This window comes from Chitinophaga pinensis (assembly GCF_007896845.1).
In the GTDB taxonomy this organism is placed as follows: Bacteria; Bacteroidota; Bacteroidia; order Chitinophagales; family Chitinophagaceae; genus Chitinophaga; species Chitinophaga pinensis_C.
The window spans coordinates 241,591-262,826 of record NZ_VOHS01000003.1; the positions used below are offsets into that span (position 1 = coordinate 241,591).

The 21,236-nt window shown below is 43.8% G+C and carries 21 protein-coding genes and 1 tRNA gene; 15 read left to right on the forward strand and 7 right to left on the reverse strand.

Features of this window, described 5'->3' with window-relative positions; translation table 11 throughout:
- Window positions 1-5 precede the first annotated feature (5 nt).
- A complete protein-coding gene (locus tag FEF09_RS04450; protein ID WP_146303992.1) occupies window positions 6-1,052 on the forward strand; it encodes a TraR/DksA C4-type zinc finger protein in 1,047 nt (348 codons plus the stop codon).
- Between the two features lie 127 nt (window positions 1,053-1,179).
- Here the strand turns inward: FEF09_RS04450 and FEF09_RS04455 are convergent, their stop codons facing one another.
- The 3 genes from FEF09_RS04455 to FEF09_RS04465 form a co-directional block, all read right to left on the reverse strand.
- Window positions 1,180-2,553, reverse strand: coding sequence for a Fic family protein (locus FEF09_RS04455; RefSeq protein WP_146303993.1), 1,374 nt, complete (start codon window positions 2,551-2,553; stop codon window positions 1,180-1,182).
- Window positions 2,554-2,746: 193 nt separating this feature from the next.
- Window positions 2,747-4,279 (reverse strand): glycosyltransferase, encoded by a 1,533-nt coding sequence (locus tag FEF09_RS04460; RefSeq protein WP_146303994.1) that lies wholly within the window; start codon window positions 4,277-4,279, stop codon window positions 2,747-2,749.
- Between the two features lie 266 nt (window positions 4,280-4,545).
- Complete coding sequence (locus FEF09_RS04465) at window positions 4,546-6,378, reverse strand: ABC transporter ATP-binding protein (RefSeq protein ID WP_146303995.1); 1,833 nt, start codon at window positions 6,376-6,378, stop codon at window positions 4,546-4,548.
- A gap of 145 nt (window positions 6,379-6,523) precedes the next feature.
- On the opposite strand from FEF09_RS04465, the gene rbfA reads away from it, so the two are divergent.
- Window positions 6,524-6,898, forward strand: coding sequence for a 30S ribosome-binding factor RbfA (rbfA, locus tag FEF09_RS04470; RefSeq protein ID WP_146303996.1), 375 nt, complete (start codon window positions 6,524-6,526; stop codon window positions 6,896-6,898).
- Between the two features lie 12 nt (window positions 6,899-6,910).
- Window positions 6,911-8,140, forward strand: a complete 1,230-nt coding sequence (locus tag FEF09_RS04475; protein WP_146303997.1) for an FtsX-like permease family protein — start codon at window positions 6,911-6,913, stop codon at window positions 8,138-8,140.
- A 179-nt stretch (window positions 8,141-8,319) separates the two neighbouring features.
- Here the strand turns inward: FEF09_RS04475 and FEF09_RS04480 are convergent, their stop codons facing one another.
- The gene (locus FEF09_RS04480) at window positions 8,320-9,162 is read right to left on the reverse strand and encodes a transketolase (RefSeq protein WP_146303998.1); all 843 of its coding nucleotides are present in this window, start codon (window positions 9,160-9,162) and stop codon (window positions 8,320-8,322) included.
- A gap of 175 nt (window positions 9,163-9,337) precedes the next feature.
- Between FEF09_RS04480 and FEF09_RS04485 the strand changes: the two genes are divergently transcribed.
- Window positions 9,338-10,492, forward strand: a complete 1,155-nt coding sequence (locus FEF09_RS04485) for a glycosyltransferase family 4 protein (RefSeq protein ID WP_146303999.1) — start codon at window positions 9,338-9,340, stop codon at window positions 10,490-10,492.
- Between the two features lie 101 nt (window positions 10,493-10,593).
- The gene (gene frr, locus FEF09_RS04490) at window positions 10,594-11,157 is read left to right on the forward strand and encodes a ribosome recycling factor (protein ID WP_146304000.1); all 564 of its coding nucleotides are present in this window, start codon (window positions 10,594-10,596) and stop codon (window positions 11,155-11,157) included.
- Between the two features lie 48 nt (window positions 11,158-11,205).
- Here the strand turns inward: frr and FEF09_RS04495 are convergent, their stop codons facing one another.
- Window positions 11,206-12,075 carry a DMT family transporter gene (locus FEF09_RS04495; RefSeq protein WP_146304001.1) on the reverse strand — a complete coding sequence of 290 codons (870 nt, stop codon included), beginning with the start codon at window positions 12,073-12,075 and terminating at the stop codon, window positions 11,206-11,208.
- 120 nt (window positions 12,076-12,195) lie between these two features.
- Here FEF09_RS04495 and FEF09_RS04500 point away from each other — a divergent pair, with 120 nt between their 5' ends.
- The 9 genes from FEF09_RS04500 to FEF09_RS04540 all read left to right on the forward strand — a co-directional run bounded on the left by FEF09_RS04500 (window position 12,196) and on the right by FEF09_RS04540 (window position 19,215).
- Entirely contained in the window at window positions 12,196-12,942 is a 747-nt protein-coding gene (locus FEF09_RS04500; protein ID WP_146304002.1) for a PPK2 family polyphosphate kinase, read from the forward strand.
- Between the two features lie 79 nt (window positions 12,943-13,021).
- The gene (gene mscL / locus FEF09_RS04505; RefSeq protein WP_146304003.1) at window positions 13,022-13,453 is read left to right on the forward strand and encodes a large conductance mechanosensitive channel protein MscL; all 432 of its coding nucleotides are present in this window, start codon (window positions 13,022-13,024) and stop codon (window positions 13,451-13,453) included.
- Between the two features lie 245 nt (window positions 13,454-13,698).
- Window positions 13,699-14,577 (forward strand): DUF3078 domain-containing protein, encoded by an 879-nt coding sequence (locus tag FEF09_RS04510; RefSeq protein ID WP_261387328.1) that lies wholly within the window; start codon window positions 13,699-13,701, stop codon window positions 14,575-14,577.
- Window positions 14,578-14,671: 94 nt separating this feature from the next.
- The gene (locus tag FEF09_RS04515; protein WP_146304005.1) at window positions 14,672-15,454 is read left to right on the forward strand and encodes a segregation and condensation protein A; all 783 of its coding nucleotides are present in this window, start codon (window positions 14,672-14,674) and stop codon (window positions 15,452-15,454) included.
- Window positions 15,451-16,350, forward strand: coding sequence for a helix-turn-helix domain-containing protein (locus FEF09_RS04520; RefSeq protein ID WP_146304006.1), 900 nt, complete (start codon window positions 15,451-15,453; stop codon window positions 16,348-16,350). The genes FEF09_RS04515 and FEF09_RS04520 overlap by 4 nt, the downstream gene beginning before the upstream one ends.
- Before the next feature lie 256 nt (window positions 16,351-16,606).
- A complete protein-coding gene (locus FEF09_RS04525; protein ID WP_089812366.1) occupies window positions 16,607-17,134 on the forward strand; it encodes a YceI family protein in 528 nt (175 codons plus the stop codon).
- Window positions 17,135-17,437: 303 nt separating this feature from the next.
- On the forward strand, window positions 17,438-17,848 hold the full coding sequence (locus tag FEF09_RS04530; protein ID WP_146304007.1) for an OsmC family protein: 411 nt from the start codon (window positions 17,438-17,440) through the stop codon (window positions 17,846-17,848).
- 153 nt (window positions 17,849-18,001) lie between these two features.
- On the forward strand, window positions 18,002-18,712 hold the full coding sequence (locus tag FEF09_RS04535) for a pirin family protein (RefSeq protein WP_146304008.1): 711 nt from the start codon (window positions 18,002-18,004) through the stop codon (window positions 18,710-18,712).
- Between the two features lie 26 nt (window positions 18,713-18,738).
- Window positions 18,739-19,215: a Dps family protein gene (locus FEF09_RS04540; protein ID WP_146304009.1), complete on the forward strand. Its 477-nt coding sequence runs from the start codon at window positions 18,739-18,741 to the stop codon at window positions 19,213-19,215.
- A 75-nt stretch (window positions 19,216-19,290) separates the two neighbouring features.
- Here FEF09_RS04540 and FEF09_RS04545 read toward each other — a convergent pair.
- Window positions 19,291-19,362, reverse strand: a tRNA-Met gene (locus FEF09_RS04545).
- A gap of 392 nt (window positions 19,363-19,754) precedes the next feature.
- Here FEF09_RS04545 and FEF09_RS04550 point away from each other — a divergent pair.
- Window positions 19,755-20,129 (forward strand): hypothetical protein, encoded by a 375-nt coding sequence (locus FEF09_RS04550; RefSeq protein ID WP_146304010.1) that lies wholly within the window; start codon window positions 19,755-19,757, stop codon window positions 20,127-20,129.
- 16 nt (window positions 20,130-20,145) lie between these two features.
- Here the strand turns inward: FEF09_RS04550 and FEF09_RS04555 are convergent, their stop codons facing one another.
- Window positions 20,146-21,198: a ferredoxin--NADP reductase gene (locus FEF09_RS04555; protein WP_146304011.1), complete on the reverse strand. Its 1,053-nt coding sequence runs from the start codon at window positions 21,196-21,198 to the stop codon at window positions 20,146-20,148.
- Between the last annotated feature and the right edge of the window lie 38 nt (window positions 21,199-21,236).

The following is a 21,236-nucleotide window of genomic DNA, read 5'->3' on the forward strand; positions in this document are numbered from 1 at the left end:
TCCCCATGGCAACAAGCAAGAAAGTTGCTAGTAAAAAGACCCAGAAAGCGGTAGCACCGGCTAAAAAAGCAGCGGCAAAACAGGTTACTCCTGTAAAGAAATCCGCAGCAGTCAAGCCAGCGACGAAGAAGGCAGCAGCACCTGCAAAGCCAGCTGCAAAAACTTCGGCGCCAAAAGTTGCCACCAAACAGGTCAAGCCAACTACAACTCAGAAAGTTGTTGCCAAAAAATCAGCAGTTACCCAGACGGCTTCGTCAAGTAAATCTGTAGTAAAGAAAGCACCCGTAGCAGCACCGGCGGTGCCTCAAACCGAAGTAAAGAAAGCGACGGCTCCTGCTAAGCCCGAAGCTTCCGCGAAAGTGCCTGATACAAAGAAAGTTGTGACGCCAAGCGTTACTGCAGATAAAGAAAAACTAATTTCCAAGCCAGAAGAAAAAGAAGTAATAATGCCAGTAAATAAAAAAGACGATAAAGAAAAAGTAGTTGCAAAGGACGCCAAGAAACCAGCGGACAAAGTACAGAAAGCAGAAAAAGCAGCACCAGCAGTAAAAGCTGAAAAGCCAGCTGACCGTACTGAGAAAGTTGAGAAAAAAGGTGCTTCTAAAGCGGCTACATTAGTAACCTACCAACCAGAGTTTACTAAATCTGTTCTCGATCAGCCAGAACAGCCGTCCGGTCCTGTTTACCGCTATAGTGATACAGATCTGCAGGAATTTAAAGACCTGATCCTGAAAAAGCTGGAAGCTGCTAAAAAGGAACTGGTATATCTGCAGGGCCTGATCACTCGTAAAGATGAAGCAGGTACTGATGATACCGAAAACAAATACATGAGCATGGAAGATGGTTCCGGTTCTCAGGAAAGAGAACAGCTGAACCAGATGGCAAGCCGCCAGATCCAGTTCATCGATCACCTCGAGAAAGCCCTCGTGCGTATCGAAAACAAAACTTACGGTATCTGCCGCGTAACCGGTAAGCTGATCGATAAAGCCAGACTGCGTGCTGTACCGCATGCTACGCTGAGTATCGAAGCGAAACTGGCGAAAAGCAAATAAGGAATTACGTATCCGGTTATAGGAAAAAATCCTGATCTAAAATCCGTTAAGCACAGTACTGGCATCGCCGGGAAGTGGTAGCGGAGGGAAGATCAGGATTTTTGTTTGGGAGAGGTATGTGGATAGGTTATCCATTTTTTGCGTTCCAGATTTCCTTCCAGCGCGCAAACTCTGACGGTCTCACCCAATACCGCGCAAAATTGCCTTCATGTAATGACAATAATTCTGTTTCTACTGTTTCGATAAATCTGGATCGATCATTTTCAGGAAGCGTGGCCGCTTTACTATCAATGACTGCTGTTGCTTCTTTTTGCGACATAGCCCCTGTGATGATTTGAGCGATGAGGGGACGAATTACATCACGATATTGTAGCCGAAATGGATCTGGTTCTCCCAATGATTGTTTAAGTGCCGCATATCTGAGTGCGGACCGTTCATATGCCCACATAAACACATCTTTCAGTAAGTCAACACAATTTAATTCATAGACTCCCAGCATTCCCTGTATGTAGAGATCATTTGGCACATCTACAAATGCCAGTGGCGCAAGATTGTGACGGGTCAAAGGAATGTTTGCAGCCAAACGAGCTACCCTCTTGTTGACATCATCAAAAGGTTGCAGATAAGGCAACTGCACCATGATGAAAAAGGCCTGCTCAAATGGGTCATTAATATCGGTAGCCTTTTGTAGCATTATTTCAAACATTTCCTCAATTTGCTGCGGAATGCCAAGAGGCGTAAATACTGAACTGGTAATCCCCACTCCAAATGTACGCAGTCTGCCAGATGCTGTTGGGTCAGCCAACAGGTTATTTGATAATAATGCATGTAAGTTGGTAAGTGAGTATCTGTTAAAGCCAATTTCATCAGCACTTTGTACTATAAATTCAATAGCATCTTTGTGGTTGAGGATCATTTGTGTCTCTGCTGCAGTTTTATTATCCGCTGACTGTCCCTGTGAAAGTAATCTCTGTGTGTCGAGCAGACTATAGGTATTGCCTTCCAGTCTACTGGAATTCCAGGATAAATCTATTAATAAACGCTGCAGAATTTCCTTTGCGTAAGTTCCCGCGGGCTGGCTCAAACTCGTTGTTTTACCTAATTCCGCCAGTTGTATTTTCTCTTCCTCTGAAAGATAACTGTCAATATTAGGACGGTATTGCGTCAAAAATTCAAAATTGTATCCTACTGGTTGTCGATCGGTAACGAATTGCGTGACATTATACCTGATCTGCATACCTGAACTGGAGAGTGGAACGGGAATTCCTGGTGTTATAATCTTATTGGGAGTATCAAGATAATATTTCGTATATCTGGTCAGGCCAGAAGTCTTAACAATTCCCTGCTGTTGCAACTTTTCAAGACGCCGTTGTAAAGCCCTTTTTCCGATTTTTATTGTGGAGGCTTTTTGGATTTCTTCTAATGATGCGCCATCTTTAAAACTGCTAAGCGCTTTCTTAATTGCTTCCAGTTCTTCATTGATCTTACTCTTCGTACTCATCTGTCATTATAATTATGGTATAAGAACCTTATTACTCCATTAAATTACGGTATAATAAAACCATTATACCATAATTTACTATTAAAAATGGTATAAAGACTTGCTTATACCATTTTTTACCATAAAAAAAAGCGTCCCCTCTTTTCAGAAGGAACGCCAGTGTAAATAAACAGGGGCTTCAAGGAGAAGTTCTTTATGAGACCTCTTGTTTTTTGCGTTTAGTAATCTGCCTGGCCGCCAGGTAAACTAACCCTACGGACGCGAGTCCGATAAGGCTTCCCACACCAATCCTTTTTGCCTGTTTCTTGCTGATCGCCGGTAAGCGTAGCTTGAACTTCTCAGGACTGGCCTGGGCTATCTGCAACAACGGTTCCATCCATGGGCCGGGAATAATTTTATCTGCAATTTTCTCTGCGTCGGGGTTTACTGCATCAAATGCAACGCCAATTCCTGCTTCTTTCAGCAATTGACTACCATCAGATCCACTGCCTACATATATAATATTCTGTGGAGTGACGTGGTATTTGTCTGCAATATAGGTTAATATATTGCTCTTGCAATACACCGGCGCCTGAGTTGGCAGATTTTTATCTGTACAAAGGAAGTATTCAGGAATGGTCACCTCCCCTGTTGCCACGCTATTGAAGAGATGTAATTTATTGGCAAACACGAAGTCCATTCCCAGTTTGTTTTTAACATGACGGGCCACACATTCGAAGCCGTCAGTGATAATACCACAGGTATAACCTCTTTTCTTCAGTTCACGTACCACCACTTTAATGTCGGGTACCAGCGATACTTCATCCGCAACTTCCAATAACTCCGCCAGATTCCTGTCCTGAAACAGGTTGGCTGTGTGTTCGATGATACTTACCGGATCGGAGAAATGTCCTCTGATTTGTTTAAGCGTATTTTCAAAACCGAATTCTGTGGCGGCTGCCATCAGGTAGTCTTCACGGAAAATGGTCTCGTCGAGATTGAAGATGACCATCTTGTGGAGTTTGTCAATAGATTCCAGAATGGAATATTCCATCTGTTCCCGGATCATATTGATATTACCCAGTGTTTCAAGGTTTTCTTGTGGGATGTTTTCAGCCTTACGCAGAATGGTGCGGGATACTTCTCTGGACATTTTGCTGAGCTGTTCCCAGGTCTGCATGGCGTTTTCCACCCGACCAATATTGGCTTCAGTAATGCGGGCGCCCTGTAAATGGAGGTCAATCAGTAATCCGATATCTACACCATAGTCGTTTTCAAACTGAACCTGTGATAATAATGATTTTCTGGCCGCGATCATGCCGCTAAGCGGTTGGTGGAAATTGGCCAGCTCAGGAAAAAGAATACTAAGCAATGGTTTGGCTACCAGTTGTGTGACCCTGCCTGCCTGTCGCTCAAAATAGGATTTTACAAAATCAGCTTTCCCCTCAATAATGGGATCGGTCAGTAGTTCCACTATATTGTCCGGATAGGTAAGGATATCACCATCTACATACATGACAATATCATTCTTGGCGGCCATCATACCCTCCCGCATGGAAATCCCTTTGCCCCGCTGACTGCTGGTAATGACGCGCACTTTCTCTTTCAATGCTTCCTCAACTGAATTGTCGTTGGAATTATCATCTACCACAATGATCTCAATTTTTCTTGTCGTCTTTTTGATGGTTTTGATTACCTGACGTAATGTAGCCCCTTCATTCAGAACCGGAATGATAATAGAAATCATAGGTGAATGCTTGTTTAATGTGAATAATCAGCCGTTGATAAAAATATCATCAGGCCATACATGGACATAGGGCCAATGGGTCACAAAAATAGTACCATAGCAGACCCTACGGCCAGCCAGAGAATCAGGGATTGATGGACGGGGGATTGAAATGTGGCGGAGAAGGGCTTAAAAGGATATATTATTGAATGATTAATTATCATAAAAGGAAACAGGGCATTTTCAAACGAAAATGCCCTGTTTCCTTTTATGTACAGTCTCCTGATTTATTTGAATTCCTGCATCTCTACCAGTTTGCGATAGATGCCATCCTGTGAGATCAGCTCGTCATGCGTTCCTCGTTCTTTTATTTCCCCCTGATCCATTACGATGATTTCATTCGCATGCTGGATAGTGGATAAACGGTGTGCAATCACAATAGTGGTACGGTTTTCCATCAGTTTATCCAATGCATCCTGTACCAGTTTTTCTGATTCTGTATCCAGTGCTGAAGTAGCCTCATCCAGAATGAGTATCGGTGGATTCTTAAAGATCGCACGGGCGATGGTAAGACGCTGACGCTGACCACCACTGAGTTTCATACCACGGTCACCGATTGGCGTATCATAGCCGTTTTCCAGCTGTACAATGAATTCATGTGCATTGGCAATTTTGGCCGCCCGGATCACCTCTTCCCTGTCTGGATTATCCTGTCCGAAGGCAATATTGTTAAATACGGAATCATTGAAGAGGATAGCCTCCTGAGATACCATACCTGTCAGGGCACGGAGATCATGCATTTTCACATCACGGATATCTTTCCCGTCAACGAGGATCGCCCCGGAAGTGACATCATGGAAGCGCGGGATCAGATCGGCCATAGTCGATTTACCCGCACCACTCTTCCCTACCAGCGCGATCATACGACCTTTATCGATGGTCAGCTGTACATTTTTCAATACAGGCTTTTCATTATAGGCAAAAGTGACATCCCTGAATTCGATATTATTTTCGAAGCCGGCCAGCGTTTCCGCATTGGCTTTGTCTGTAATCGGATTGGGTGCATCCAGTATACGCAGCACTCTCTCCCCTGCAGCCAGACCTTTAGGCATTGCTGTAAAGGCACTACCAATAGATTTTGCAGGCGCGAGGATCTGGAAGTAGAATCCCAGATAAGCGATAAAACCGGAAGCTGTCAGTGAAGGATCTCCTGCCAGGATCAAACGACCACCATACAACATGATGACGATCACGATCAGAACCCCCAGGGTTTCAGATACCGGAGACGCAGCTTCACGCTGGTCCGACATCGCCTTGATAGTACGGGCAAAAGCTCTGTTGTCATTATCAAACTTCTTTCCGATGAACCGCTCAGCGTTAAATGCCTTGATAATACGGATGCCAGACAGTGATTCTTCCGTGATATTCAGGAGTTTACCTAATAACCCATGACTGAGGACCGACTGTTTTTTCAGTTTTTTGGAAATAGAACTGAGCACCAGACCAGATACCGGGAAAAAGACAAGGGTAAAGAAGGTCAGCTCTTTCGAGATATAAAATAAGGTAATGAAGGTCGTAATGATCACAAATGGATCACGTAATACCGTCTGCATGGAGGTTACTACGGAGTTTTCCACTTCCACCACATCGGAGCTGATTACGGAAAGCAGGTCTCCCTTACGTTCGTTCTGGAAGAAGGAAAGGGACTGCGTGCTGTACTGATGGAACACTTTTTCACGCATCTTACGTACCATGGTGACACGTACACGGGTCAGTACACGCTGACTCAGGTACCCAAAGAAGTTTTTGAGCGTAATAGCGACGAAGAGGATACCACAGACATATACAAGTATGGCAAACTTGTTGCCGTTGTAATGTACCAGTAACTCGTTATAATAGAAGTAGAATACCTGCTTAAAGTAAGCGAAGGAAAATGAAAAATCCGGGAGTATTGTCACCACTTCCTGCTTACCGGTGGAAAAGAGTGTATCCATCAGTGGAATCAACAGGGTGAAGTTTACGAGACTGAAAAGCGTATATAGGAAAATGTATACAACATATTCCGGAACGTAGTGGTGATAGGGCTTCGACAAACTCAGCAACCTGAAAAAAGTCTTCATCTTACGATTATTTATCTTATCTGTTTTGCTTTTCCGGGAGCAGGAACCGATTTTATATCTGTCAGCACATGCCCGTTTCCTTATCTTTGCCGGAGAAGATTGAATTAAGGGTGCAAGTTAATACAATCTCAAATCTTTAAACATTATGCAGGAAAGCAAAAGACAGAAACAAATAGGACAGCTATTACAAAAGGAACTGAGTGAAATATTTCAGCGGATGGGATTCAACGTGGTGGATGGAGGGATGATCTCCATCTCTTCCGTAAAGTTGACCCCGGATCTGCTGGAGGCAAGAGTATATCTGAGCATGTTCAAAATAGCTGATTCCCATGAAATGGTGAACCGGATCAAGGAAAGAATGGGTGAAATCAAGAAAGACCTTGGTAACCGTGTGGGCAAACAATTACGCCGTATACCTGAACTCTCACTGTTCCTCGATGATACACTGGAATACATCTTCAAAATGGAAGAGCTGTTCAAAAAGATCAAAGAAGACGACGCAGGGAGGGAAAACAAATAAAATAGCTTCACTTTGATCTGGCAGTTCGCATCCCGTTATTTCAGGGCTAAAAAAAGTACCAATGCCATCAATATCATTGCCTGGGTAAGTGTTTCGGCTATTGCGGTAGGTGCAGGCGCGCTGATTGTGATTCTCAGCGTTTTCAACGGATTTGAAGGGCTGGTAAAATCCTTATACTCTACTTTCTATCCTTCTGTAAAAATCAGTGCAGTAAGTGGAAAAAGTATTACCCTCACGCCGGCGCAATTAAAAAAGATTGCCGGTGTGAAAGGTGTTGCCTATATGACAGAGGTGATAGAGGAAAAGGCGGTATTGCGTTACGGACAGGGAGATCAGACAATAGCCATCCTCAAGGGCGTAGACAGTAATTACAATAAAGTGGCTGCTGTCGATAAAAGTATGTCCCGTGGCAAGTTTGATACCGGTAACGAGCACGATGGTTATACGGCTGTGCTGGGCATCGAACTGGAAATGGCCCTGGGCGTGGATGTGGAAAGAGATCTGACGCCTGTCAGCGTATATCTGCCCCGCCGGAACGTCAGTAGTGTCACTACCCCGGAAGATGCACTCGGAAGTGGTATTCTGTACCCGGCCGGCTCTTTCGCCATTCAGCAGGAGTTCAACAGCAAATATGTTATTACCAATATAGCGTTCATGCGTGGACTGCTTGGGATGAATGAAGATGAAATGTCGGCGCTGGAGGTAAAAGGTAGTCCGGGACTGGATGACAAAGTACTGAAGCGCAGATTGCAGGATGTTCTGGGGGCTGACTATAATCTTCAGACCCGCTATGAGCAGAATCAGGCTTTGTACGCTATTATGCAGACGGAAAAATGGGCTGTATATGTGATCATGAGTTTTATCCTTGTGATTGCGGCGTTTAATATGATCGGTAGTCTGTATATGCTGGTGATGGAAAAACAAAAGGATATCACGATCCTGAAAGCGATGGGCGCCCGTCCACAGCTGATCACCCGTATCTTCCTCGCAGAGGGTATGATCATAGCAGCTATCGGTACCGCTATTGGTTTTGGTATCAGTATCGGGTTCTGTCTGTTACAGCAGCATTTCGGGTTGATCAGGTTAGAGGAAGACTCTTTTCTGGTGAATGCCTATCCGGTTAGTATGCATATTTCCGACTTTATGCTGGTAAGTGTGACCATTATTATTATCGGTGGAGCAGCCAGCTGGTATCCGGCCAGAAGAGCCGGGAAACAGGGGATCGAATTAAAAGCAACCTGATTATCAGTATGATATAATTAATGTAAAGGGCCTCTGTATGACGGAGGCTTTTTTATGCATGATGATAAATACAAGAGGCGGTCACCATAAGGGACCGCCTCTTGTATTTTATTCGAAGTTTTTGTGGTGTTATGCAGACCACATCGATCTATCATTTGTAATTGCCAGATTCTTACAGACTAGTAATCACCCAGTTCTGCTGGTTCTGGTAACTGCTCCAGCGCTTTAGCCAGTTGCTCATCGCTTGGCGCAATACCGTGCCATTCGTGGTGACCTTCCATGAAGTCAACACCTTTACCCATTACCGTTTTCATCAGAATCACGATTGGCTGGCCCTTACCGGTCAGGCTAACAGCCTTATCCAGAGTAGCTACCACTTCATCCATGTTGTTACCATCCATGTGCAATACTTTCCAACCGAAAGCAGCAAATTTAGGTTCGAGGTCGCCCAGACCGCCTACCTGCTCAACAGTACCATCGATCTGCTGACCATTCCAGTCAACAGTTACGATCAGGTTGTCAACTTTATGGTGAGGAGCGAACATGATCGCTTCCCAGTTCTGACCTTCTTCCAGTTCACCATCACCATGGAGGGAGAATACCAGACGATCATCATTATTTAATTTCTTGGAGAGTGCAGCACCGATAGCTACGCTCATACCCTGACCGAGGGAACCTGAAGCAACCCTGATACCTGGAAGGTGTTCGTGGGTGGTTGGGTGACCCTGAAGGCGGGAATTGAGTTTGCGGAAAGTGGCCAGTTCTGACTTGTCAAAATAGCCTGCATGGGCTAAAGTGCTGTAGAATACTGGAGAAATGTGCCCGTTGGAGAGGAAAAACAGATCCTGATCTAAACCATCCATTTCAAAAGGCTGCGGCTTATGCTGCATCACTTTGAAGTAGAGCGCAGTAAAGAAATCTGCACATCCTAAAGAACCGCCTGGATGACCGCTTTGGCAGCCATGCACCATACGAACTATATCCCGTCTTATTTGTGTTGCTATGTCTTTCAACTGAGGCATGATAATTGCAAATTTTGAGATTGCTAAATTAATAGAATTTAGATAGAATCTGGCATATTTAGTCTCTAAGCTAATAGTTTTTAGTGACTAAGACTCAATTCTTTTTAATTTCCTATTTTTGTGATACACATTTGATTGAAATTAATATCTTTGTAATAATCAAGCCCCTCCCAACATGGAGAATGTTTTAATTGCGACTGTCCTGAGTTTTGTTATAACCTATTTTGCAATCCCCGTACTAATCAGGGTTGCAGAGTTGAAACATCTTTATGACGAACCGGACGAACGGAAATCTCACAAGGCACGTATACCAACTTTAGGGGGTATAGGTTTCTTCTCTGGATTTGTGATGGCATCTGCGGTATGTGTACCAGCTTTTGCCGATTCTCCATTTCAGTACATGGTCGCTGCTTTTATAGTTATTTTTATGGTTGGAATGAAAGACGATATCGTTGGTCTTTCCCCACTAAAGAAACTTATTGGCCAGTTAATGGCTTCTTTTGCTGTTATATACCTCGGTAATTTACAGATCAACAGCATGTATGGTATCATGGGTATTGAAGCCCTGCCTCCTTACATCAGCCTGATGCTCACCTATTTCACCTTTCTGGTAATCATCAATGCATTCAACCTGATAGACGGTATCGACGGTCTGGCAGGTAGTATCGGTATGCTGGTTTCCGGTGTGATGGGTACCTACTTCCTGTATACAGGCGAATTGCTGTATGCGGTAATGGGTTTTGCAATGTCAGGTGGTCTGGCAGCGTTCCTGATCTACAACATCTCTCCTGCCCGTATCTTCATGGGCGATACCGGTTCACTGATGGTGGGACTGGTGAATGCGATCCTTGTGATCAAGTTTATTGATGTTGCAGGCAATCCTGCAGGAAAACTCCCCGTAAACTCAGTACCTATTGTGGCAATTGCTATTCTGGTAATGCCGCTGTTCGATACATTACGTGTTTTTGCGATCCGTATGATGCATGGAAGGTCTCCTTTTTCGGCTGACCGTAACCACATCCACCACTATTTTCTCGAACTGGGCCTGACCCACAGACAGACAACCGTGGTAATGGTATCTATCAACGCCGGCTACATCGTACTGGCATTTGCACTGCAAAATATCGGATCTGCTTACCTGTTAAGCGTGATTCTGGGTTCCGCCCTGTTGCTGACTGGTGTTCTCTACCAGATGAAGAAAAGAAAGGAAGCGATGTTGCGTGCACTGGCAGTTTCTGCTATCAGTGACGCAGCAAACGAAGCACAGGCTGCTATTAACCATCCAAAGATTTTGCGCGTAAGTACAAAGGGTATCCTTCAGGACAAATAATTTCAGGCCCGGTCATCCTGTACCGGGACCTTCCCCTCCGTTCCCCCTTTCCAAATTCAGATAAATCCTGTAGGTTTGCAGGCACTTAATTATTTTTTGCTATGCAAGATGATCTAACGTTAATAATAGAAGATGCCACCGCAACCATGCGTAAGGCTATCGGCCACCTGGAATCGGAACTCACCAAGATCAGGGCCGGTAAAGCCAATCCGCAGATACTGGACGGAATTACGGTAGACTACTATGGTTCACCTACTCCCCTCGCGCAGGTAGCTAACATCACCGTGGCAGATGCCCGTACCCTGACAGTTCAGCCATGGGAAAAAAATATGCTCCAGCCAATTGAAAGGGCTATCATCGCCTCTAACATCGGTATTAACCCACAGAATGACGGTATCATTATCCGTATGTTCCTGCCACCACTGACAGAAGAGAGAAGGAAGGAATTTGTTAAACGTGCATTGAATGAAGGTGAGCAGGCAAAAATTGCGATCAGAAATATCCGCAGAGATGCGATCGAAGGTATCAAGAAACTGCAGAAAGATGGTTTAAGTGAGGATACTGCAAAAGATGCAGAAGCTGATGTACAGAACCTGACCAACAAACATATTGAACTGGTAGATAAACACACCGCTCAGAAAGAGAAGGAAATCATGGTTATCTAACAGCACTTCTTATATATAAGAACTTTGGCAAAACGCTGACCCATCGGATCAGCGTTTTGCTTTATTGACAGTATATACACTGGCCAGAATGATAAAAAGACAAACTACCTGCAACCATGAGATCTGTTCTCCCGCCACCAGTCCCCAGCCAATAGCTACTACCGGCAAGGCATAAGTTACCATCGAAGCAAACATAGCCCCTGCTTTATTGATCAGTATATAGAATAATACGGAAGCCACACCACTACCCAGAATACCCAATGTGACACTGGCTGCCAGAGAGCTCCATGGAATAGAAGGCCCTGAGAGAATGCCGAAGAAACCACTAAAAAGCAGTACAGGCAAAGCGAAAACCGCGCAGAAGAAAAGCGCAATAGATCCGAGTTGCAGGGAGCTGTATCCTTTCAGGTGATGGTGTACCAGAGCAATATTCAACCCATAACAGATGGTAGCTACCACGATCCAGAGGCCATAATACCAATAGCCGGCATCCACCCCTTTCACGACAAACAGCATGACTACACCCAATAATCCCACACAGATACCCAGCAACTGCTTTTTTACAATGGGTGCACGAAACAGGAAGAACCCTGCCAGCAGAGACATCAACGGCACAAGGCTGTTGAGTATACCCGCCAACGCACTGTCTATACGTGTTTCTGCAATACAGAACAGATATGCGGGTAACAGGTTACCCAGCACCCCAGACAGGATGATCATAGGTATTTTGTTCAACGGCGTCTGACGGATGAATTTTATAAAGAAAGGCAGCAAGGCAATACCGGCGCTGAGCAGGCGTAAGCTGGCTACCTGATATGGTGAAAGGGCCTGCAGACCGATTTTCATCAGTATGAAGGAACTGCCCCAGGTGAGTGATAAAAGAAGGAAAATACTCCAGTGAATGGCACGGTTGTTCACAATTGGTTGATTTAAGGGTGCAAGGTCCGAATATTTTGCTACACGGATAAGTAGAATTTCGTGCTACCGCAACACTTCGGATTGTATTTTGTTACAAATACATGAACTAACCCTTTCAGCATGAGTAAGATCAGATTATCAGATATTAGTACGACCCCTCCCGAGGGAATGGATAAGGAAGCTATCAAGTTAATGACCAAAGAATTTGTCAAGGAACTGGATGAATTACAAAACTTGCTATATGCAGAACATAAGCACTCGGTGCTGATCGTATTACAGGGAATGGATGCCAGCGGTAAAGATGGTCTGATACGTAAGGTACTGGGAAATATGAATCCGCAGGGTGTTAACGTGAAGTCTTTCAAAGGGCCAACTGATGAAGAGAAAGACCACGACTTCCTATGGCGTATTCACCGGCACGTTCCGGCAAAAGGAATGATACAGGTGTTTAACCGTTCTCATTATGAAGATATTCTTATACAGCGCGTACACAAATGGATAGATGATAAAACTGCTGAAAAAAGGATGCAGGCGATCAATAATTTTGAGCGTTTACTAAGCGAAGACAACAACACAACCATTCTTAAATTCTATCTGCATATTTCACAGGAAGAACAGTCGAAAAGATTGCAGGAAAGATTGGAAGATCCCCGTAAAATGTGGAAGTACAACAAGAGCGATTCTGTAGAGGCCAAACTCTGGAAAGAATACAAAAAGATGTACGAAGATGCTTTTGAACATTGCAATGAAGTGAAATGGAATATTGTACCGGCTGATAAAAACTGGTACAAAGAATACGTGGTGGCACAAACGTTGAGGGATACACTGCGTTCGTTTGAAATGCAGTATCCTAACCTGGAGCAGTAAATATCATGTGAATGAATGTTATAACTTATAATAGTTATCTTAGCAACTGATTGTCTTCACCCTTAAAAAATAGTTGTATATGTCTTTCTTCAAAGAGTTTAAAGAGTTTGCCACCCGTGGTAATGTAATGGACCTGGCTGTCGGTGTGATCATTGGTGGTGCATTCCAGAAGATCGTTACTTCACTGGTAGACAATATCTTCATGCCGATATTGGGTATAGTAACTGGTGGTATCAATTTCAAAGACAAGTTCTACTTGCTGAATACGAGTAAGGGCACTGATTTTCCTTCATTAGAGAAAGCGAAGGAAGCAGGCGCGCCGGTATTTGCCTATGGCGCATTTATACAGAGCATCATCGATTTCGTACTGATCGCCTTCTGTATATTCCTGCTCGTGAAGTTCATGAATAGTATGCGTAAGAAGAAAGAAGAAGCTCCAGCAGCCCCACCAGCACCAACTAATGAAGAAAAACTGCTCATGGAAATCCGTGATGCACTGAAGAATAAATAAACTTATCATAGCAGCCGGATTGTGAAACCCGCATCCGGCTGTTCTTCCAACTCCGAAAGAAATTCTCTTTTAGTTTCCTATTTTTGCGGCCGCGTTCGATTGACGCGGCATGTTCGTAACGCCCATATAACGGCAATCATATTATCCATAGCATTAAACAACTTTTTAAACTGATGAGAAAATCCGTCCTGACTATTATTTGCTTTTTGGTATGCTTCCAGGTGCTGCACGCACAAAGCGACTGGATGAAAACATCCAGAGAAGAAGCCAGCGGAAAAATCAAGAAAGACGCCAACGATACGGTGCCAGCCGTGTGGAAAAAAGGTGGCATCTTCAACCTGAACATTAATCAGGGAAGCCTTACCAACTGGGCTGCGGGTGGTGATAAATTCTCCTTCTCCGTCGCATCCAATCTGAATGCTTATGCATTTTACAAGAAAGGAAAGAACAACTGGGATAATGTACTGGACCTCGCGTATGGTTACGTAAATACGACCAGCCTTGGCGGCCGTAAAAGTGATGACCGTATCGGTATCACCACAAAATATGGCTACGAGATCGGTAAGAACCTATATCTGAGTGCCCTGTTGGACCTCCGTACACAGTTTACCGATGGTTATCTGTATTCCAGTGTGGACTCAGTTAAACCTACATTGGTGTCCCGCTTCTTCTCCCCTGCATATGTATTGTTGTCTCCGGGTCTTGACTACAAACCAAGCGACCAGCTGTCCGTATTCTTCTCTCCTGTTACCGCGCGTTATGTAGTGGTGATGGATGATCATCTGGCTGCACAGGGTGCATTCGGAGTAGATACCGGCAGACATGTAAAGAGTGAGCTGGGTGCTTATCTGACTGTCAACTGGGTAAAGACGCTTGCGAAAAATATAGTATATAAGACAAGGATGGATCTGTACTCCAATTACAAGAATAATCCGAAGAATGTCGATCTGTTCTGGACCAATAGCCTGAATCTTCAGGTGAATAAATACATCTCAGCAAACATATCTCTGGATATGATCTATGATGATGATGTGCGTGTATTCGAAAATCCCAAAACAGGCGTTTTAGGGCCGCGATTGCAGGTCAAGCAGGTGATCGGGGTCGGATTCACCGCCAAATTCTGATGAGCGGGAATTTTTGTTATTTTTGATGGCTTTCACTTGATAATACTGTTGCCCGTTTGGTGCCGGAATACAAGTGAAAGCCATACATAACATTATGAATGACAACTCCTACAAGATAAAATTACCCCAGTTTGAGGGGCCGTTTGACCTGCTGCTTTTCTTTATCGAGAGGGACGAGCTGGACATTTATAATATCCCCATCACTACTATTACCAACGATTTTCTTGATTATATCCATCACCTCGAATCGCTCAATATTGAGTTGGCCAGCGAATTTATCCTCTTCGTATCAACCCTGATGCGTATCAAGGCTAAAATGCTGCTGCCCCGTAAAGAGTTGGATGAACAGGGTATAGAAATAGATCCCCGTCAGGAGCTGATTGATAAGATATTGGAATACAAGCGTTTCAAGCAGGCTGCCGCCGAACTCGCAGAACGCGAGGCAGAACGTATGCTGCAGATCAAACGTGGAAATATAAAGAAAGAACTTGCCAGCATCGGAGAAGAGACCAGCGAGGGGACGGAAATACAGACCCTGACCCTGTTCAAGCTGACCCAGACCTTCGAAAAGGTGATGCAAAGAATAAAACAGCGGGAAAACAAGCCTCAGCACGTTGTATACAAATATGAATACACCATGGAGGAATCCCGTGAATATATGATAGACCTCGCCGCCAAAGAAAAGACGCTCGCTTTTGAGAAGATCTTTGACCTTTGCCGCGACAGAGTACACGCCATCTTCCTGTTTCTCGGTATGCTGGAACTGGTGCAGATGAAATATCTGGGAATTATGGTGGGAGAAGGCAGGAATAACTTTATTATTGACTACATTGAGCCTGAGGACCGGGAAGTAGAAGTCGCCGGTACATTTGAATGAGTGATAAACGTGCACATATAGAAATAGTGTCTTTACCAAGGTACGCACAGGCGGATCCGAAATTTGTCGTGTCCGGATTATGCGAATTGGGAGACGGGTTCTTTTCCAGTAATGGCATTCCCCACAGACATGATTTCTATACCGTTTACTGGATCAAAAAAGGGCAACTCATTAATACCATCGACACCGTCACACATGCGGTAAAGAAGAACACCCTGTTCTTCCTGGCACCCGGACAGGTACACAAGATGGAATTCAGCGATAAGATAGAAGGGTATATGATCGCCTTTCAGGATGCGTTTATGTGTCTGAAAGATCAGGCAGCCACCCTGATGGGGATCAACTCCTCCCTCTTCTTCAATAATCAGTTCAGCAGCGTCATTACCCTCAGTCCGGAGCAGGAAAAAGACTTCGAGATGGTGGTTCATATGATGATGAAGGAAGTACAACAACAGGAAGCAGACTATGAGACCGCTTTTCATGGGCTCCTGCGATATTTTCTGGTATTGGCCTCCCGTATCAAAGGTAGCAGTATGCTGGCAGCTCCTGAACAACATGCTACGCATAACAGCTCACTGTTCCTGCAATTCAAAAACCTGATCGAAGAGCAGTATATCACCCTGAAAAATGTTTCTGATTATGCTGAAATCCTGCATATCAAACCGGTTTTATTAAACGAGATCAGTAAACAGTTGTCGGGCATTACCGCCGGAGAACACATCCGGAACCGGGTTATTCTGGAAGCACAGCGTTATTTATATAATACAGACCTCTCTGCAAAAGAGATCGCTTATAAACTGGGTTTTGAAGATCCCCACTACTTCAGCCGCTTTTTTAAGAAATATACCAACCAGACCCCCTCTGAGTTCAAAGAAGCTTCCCGCGCAAGTATCTGATAATTAGTGTTTTTTGTAATCGGCAAAAAAAGTACACCGATTAAGTCATTTTATCCATTCCTAACATTTGTTGCAACATGTAATTTTGTATTGTCTTAATGAAACGGATATAACAAACAAAAGAACGGGCAGACATAAAGAAGAGAAAGGATGAAGTGAAGTAACAGCGAATTTGTTCATCAGCCGGTAATAAGACAAAACGAATTAACAAAGCAAGACTTAAAAAAACACTAAACTTAAAAAAACACTTAAAGTTATGGCAATCTGGAAAATCGACGCATCTCACAGCGATGTAGAATTTAAGGTAAAACACCTGATGATCTCTAGCGTAACTGGATACTTTGGTAAATATGAAGGAACTGCAGAAAGCAGCAGCGATGATTTCACTGATGCAAAGATCACTTTTGAAGCAGATGTAAACAGCATCAGCACCAAAAACGAACAGCGTGATCAGCACTTACAAGCAGAAGATTTCTTCCACGCTGCACAGTATCCGAAGCTTAGCTTTGTATCTACCGGTGTGAAGAAAGTGGACGATGAGAATTATAAAGTAACTGGTGACCTGACTATGCGCGGTGTTACCAAACCAGTAGAACTGGCTGTAGAATTCAGCGGTATTGTGAAAGATCCATATGGTCAGACAAAAGCTGGTTTCGATATTAAAGGTAAAATCAACAGAAAGGATTTCGGCGTTTCATTCCATGCTGTAACTGATAATGGCGGTCTGGTGCTGGGTGATGAAGTGAAATTACAGGCAAGTGTACAGCTGGTGAAACAGGCTTAATCGGATATAGACTGGCAAGTGCCATTGCAATAATGAAACGATGCTAATCAGTCTGGAATAAAGAATTCAGGATAGGGGAAACAGTGGCGGCAATGGACAGTAGAAAGATGTTTTTTTGAGGATGATTGCCAGCAATAGTGTGAGCCGGATGAAGTGATTCATCCGGCTTTTTGTTGTATATATGCTTGTAGAGAAAAATCTACGTGTGGCAAGGTCTTTGGAAACAAAAAAGAATAGTAATTTCAGGAAGATTAACCACTTAGGTCATTCACATATTCATTCATCTAATCAAACGTATTTATCATGAAAAGAACTGCATCCGCTAACTGGAAAGGTACCGGTAAAGATGGAAAAGGTACAGTAAGTTCACAGTCAGGTGTACTGGACAATACAGCATATTCCTACAAAAGCCGTTTTGAAGACGGTACCGGCACTAATCCTGAAGAGCTGATAGCAGCTGCGCATTCAGGTTGCTTTACCATGAAGCTCAGCTTCCTGCTTTCCGGCGCTGGTTTTACCCCTGAAAATATTGATACCAAAGCGACTATTACACTGGAGAATGGCGCTATCACCAGCAGTCACCTCGAGTTGAAAGCAACTGTTCCTGGTCTGGATAATGCCAGGTTCCTTGAGCTGGCAGAAGAGGCAAGAACAAACTGCCCTATCTCCAAACTGTTGAATACAGAGATCACACTCGACGCTCAACTGGCTTAATTAATAAGCAAAAGTCATTAATAAAAGAGCCGTGCTGTTATACACTGCACGGCTCTTTTTTATCAGCATAAATAGTCCACTCTTTTCAACAAGCTATCCATTTCCCGGCCTTTATTTAATGAGGATATTTGTATTGTAAAGGAGACAAGATATATGGACAAGATCATTCACAGAGCAGATTCACGCAGCTTCTCAAACCACGGCTGGTTACAGAGTTATCATACCTTCAGCTTCGCAGGTTATTACAATCCTGAACGCATTCATTTCGGTGCATTACGTGTACTCAATGACGATATAGTAAAAGGTGGAATGGGTTTCGGTACTCACCCGCACGATAATATGGAAATCGTTTCCATTCCTTTAAGCGGATCGCTTGAACACCGTGATAATACAGGCAGACATGAGATCATTCGTAGCAATGAAGTACAGATCATGAGTGCAGGTAGCGGTATCGCACACTCTGAATTCAATGCTTCTAAAACAGATCCGGTAAACTTCCTGCAGATATGGGTATTCCCTAAACTGCGGAACATTACGCCGCGTTATCAGCAGAAAGCATTTGATGTAGCTGAAAGACAGAATAAATTACAGGTAGTTGTTTCTCCTGAAGCAGACAGCGACGCATTGCTGATTAATCAGGACGCATGGTTTTCATTGGGACATTTTGATGAGGGACAAAGTGTGGAGATTACACCAAAAATGGCACAGCAAGGCAGTTATCTTTTTGTGCTTGACGGAGAGGTAGAAGTGGCAGGAGAAGTGCTGAAAGCACGTGATGCGATTGGCTTGAGCAATTACGATAGTGCTACTATAAAGACACTTAAAGCGGCAAACTTTTTGTTGATTGATGTTCCTATGAGTTAATTACCATTACCCAAAAACATAACGATATGAGTACTGCAACTACGAACATCGGTCTTGAAAAGAAAACATCCAAAGAACTTGCAGAGAAACTGAATATACTGCTGGCTACTTACCAGTTGTTTTATATGAACGTACGTGGATTTCACTGGAACATACGTGGTGACAAGTTCTTCACCCTGCATGTGAAATTTGAAGAGTTATATACAGATTCGTTGACGAAGATCGACGAAATCGCGGAAAGGATCCTGACATTGGGATTCACTCCTACGCATGCTTTCTCTGACTATATAGAACAATCTGTTATTGCAGAAGTGAAACATGAAAGCAAAGATGTGGCGTGTGTACAACATGTGTTGTCCGGCCTGCAATCATTAATAGAGATCGAACGTGAAGTATCTGCGCTGAGCGATGAGGTGGGTGATGACGGTACAAACGATCTGATCACTACTTATATCCGTGAGCAGGAGAAGATAGTCTGGATGTACAACGCTTATCTGAGATAGAACGCATGCAGCTATAGACAGTGACGTGATAAAAACACAAAAGCCGAAGATAACTTCGGCTTTTGTGTTTCTGTGTAGCGAGGAGAGGATTCGAACCTCTGACCTTCGGGTTATGAGCCCGACGAGCTACCACTGCTCTACCTCACAATGAGGGTGCAAATATAGGTATTATTTTCTAATGACAAAATCTTTATTATATAATTTATCTGCCATCGACCCCTGAAAACTCACTTAAAGTAGATGTATTGTACGCTGGTAGCGGTATACAAGCTGAAATAGCTGTTTTTATTATATAATATCCTGCTGATGTCCCATTGCCTGCAAAAAGTATAAGCAGTTAACAGTCAGTTAGGCTATTGTATTTCGAAGAAAATCTGATGAAAATATGATAGGTCAGATATGCCTGAAAATGGCTCGTATGGCGGATTATAGGCAGGTGTTTATTTCCTGCTGCCTATGTGAAAAAAGGTTTGTACCTTAGAAATATGTAACGGACGAATATTGTATTGCTTAATTATTTCACGTTAAAATCAATACACATGGAAGTTTCCGCACAAACCTCAGACATCGAACAGATCAGTAACTGGAGAGACGAAGTGATTGCTACCAGGGAGTCTATCCGGTCTATGCGTAGTCAGTTAGAGCAACTTGCCCGTCACAAAACTGATGACGAATCCCTGGCACAGATCGAGCATTTTCAGAACCAGTTTATTTGTCAGGAAGAAAAAGCAGATGAATTGCGACATGATCTGAAGCAATCTTCAAAGAAAATCTCCAATAACGGTCAGCCAGCCATATTACATGATGACCGCCCGGTTGATGATTATGATGTACTGCATGACCGCATGAATACATTCAGGAAATTGTATAACGAATTACAGGATGAATTTGAGAAATTCAGGTCTTTCTCGTGATCCTGTCATCAGGTAGTTATAGCTCTATCACTACCTCTGCACTCGCCGCGTAACCGGTGCAGGTGAGGACGAAGCCCTGTTCTACCTCTTTGTCCGTTAATACTTCATTCAGGGCCATCCACACTTTACCTTTTGTACAACGGGCCGTGCAGGATCCGCAAACACCTCCTTTACAGCTGTAAGGTATCGCTATGCCTTGCTCAAGTGCTGCCGCCAGTATATTATGATTGCCGGGTACGGAAAGCTGATGCATTCCCCCACGAAAATGTATTGTTACATCTTTCAGGGACGCATCATCTGGTACGCCTATTCTTGCCAGTTGCGGGGCCGTATTAACGACAAAATTCTCCTTATGCAGCTGTTCCTCTTCAAAGCCCATAAAAGTGAGCGTTAAGAGCGCCATACGCATATATTCAGGTGGTCCGCATACAAAGAATTGGGCATCCTGTTTATTATAACGTAACTGTTGCTGTACTAATGGCTCCAGCGAAAGGTTGCCCAGCCGGCGTATAATATGATCAGGCGGTTCGCTGCTGTATAGATGTATGATATGCAGCTGTTCAGGAAACTGTGTCGCAAGCGTCTGTAGCTGTTGATGGAAGATCGTCCGCTGTTCTGAACGATTGCTGTATACTAATTTGACATGCGCAGTGGGCTCATGATACAGCACATCTTTCAGTATTGCATACAAAGGCGTAATACCACTACCGGCGCCCAACAGAAAGATATCTCTGGGAATCTTGCTGCGGGAGGATAATGTAAAACGTCCGGAAGGTAAAAGAGCCGTGATCTTATCGCCGGCTTTCCAGTTGCGCAGGATATGACGGGAGATTTCTCCGTTCTGTTTTTCACGGACTGTCACCGAAGGATAAGGGTCTATACCGGGTGTGGAACTGAAGGAATAAGACCTTCTGTATTCCGTACCATGCAGGTATATCAGAAATGTAATGAATTGCCCCGGCAGATAGTGCAATGGCTGTCCGTCAACAGTTTCCAGTCTGTAAGTAAATGTATCCGCTGTTTCTGCTATGACCTCCCTGATGCGGAGGTGTATATACAATTCATCCATATTATAAAAATAAGAAAGCCACCTGTATGAGCAATGTC

Coding starts and splice junctions, on each gene's coding strand:
- FEF09_RS04530 (WP_146304007.1), top strand. CDS start 17,438: ATGAAAAGAACTGCATCCGCTAACTGGAAAGGTACCGGTAAAGATGGA.
- FEF09_RS04515 (WP_146304005.1), top strand. CDS start 14,672: ATGAATGACAACTCCTACAAGATAAAATTACCCCAGTTTGAGGGGCCG.
- FEF09_RS04540 (WP_146304009.1), top strand. CDS start 18,739: ATGAGTACTGCAACTACGAACATCGGTCTTGAAAAGAAAACATCCAAA.
- rbfA (WP_146303996.1), top strand. CDS start 6,524: ATGCAGGAAAGCAAAAGACAGAAACAAATAGGACAGCTATTACAAAAG.
- FEF09_RS04455 (WP_146303993.1), bottom strand. CDS start 2,553: ATGAGTACGAAGAGTAAGATCAATGAAGAACTGGAAGCAATTAAGAAA.
- FEF09_RS04480 (WP_146303998.1), bottom strand. CDS start 9,162: ATGCCTCAGTTGAAAGACATAGCAACACAAATAAGACGGGATATAGTT.
- FEF09_RS04555 (WP_146304011.1), bottom strand. CDS start 21,198: ATGGATGAATTGTATATACACCTCCGCATCAGGGAGGTCATAGCAGAA.
- FEF09_RS04500 (WP_146304002.1), top strand. CDS start 12,196: ATGAGTAAGATCAGATTATCAGATATTAGTACGACCCCTCCCGAGGGA.
- mscL (WP_146304003.1), top strand. CDS start 13,022: ATGTCTTTCTTCAAAGAGTTTAAAGAGTTTGCCACCCGTGGTAATGTA.
- FEF09_RS04550 (WP_146304010.1), top strand. CDS start 19,755: ATGGAAGTTTCCGCACAAACCTCAGACATCGAACAGATCAGTAACTGG.
- FEF09_RS04525 (WP_089812366.1), top strand. CDS start 16,607: ATGGCAATCTGGAAAATCGACGCATCTCACAGCGATGTAGAATTTAAG.
- FEF09_RS04520 (WP_146304006.1), top strand. CDS start 15,451: ATGAGTGATAAACGTGCACATATAGAAATAGTGTCTTTACCAAGGTAC.
- FEF09_RS04450 (WP_146303992.1), top strand. CDS start 6: ATGGCAACAAGCAAGAAAGTTGCTAGTAAAAAGACCCAGAAAGCGGTA.
- FEF09_RS04460 (WP_146303994.1), bottom strand. CDS start 4,279: ATGATTTCTATTATCATTCCGGTTCTGAATGAAGGGGCTACATTACGT.
- FEF09_RS04510 (WP_261387328.1), top strand. CDS start 13,699: ATGAAAACATCCAGAGAAGAAGCCAGCGGAAAAATCAAGAAAGACGCC.
- FEF09_RS04485 (WP_146303999.1), top strand. CDS start 9,338: ATGGAGAATGTTTTAATTGCGACTGTCCTGAGTTTTGTTATAACCTAT.
- FEF09_RS04465 (WP_146303995.1), bottom strand. CDS start 6,378: ATGAAGACTTTTTTCAGGTTGCTGAGTTTGTCGAAGCCCTATCACCAC.
- frr (WP_146304000.1), top strand. CDS start 10,594: ATGCAAGATGATCTAACGTTAATAATAGAAGATGCCACCGCAACCATG.
- FEF09_RS04535 (WP_146304008.1), top strand. CDS start 18,002: ATGGACAAGATCATTCACAGAGCAGATTCACGCAGCTTCTCAAACCAC.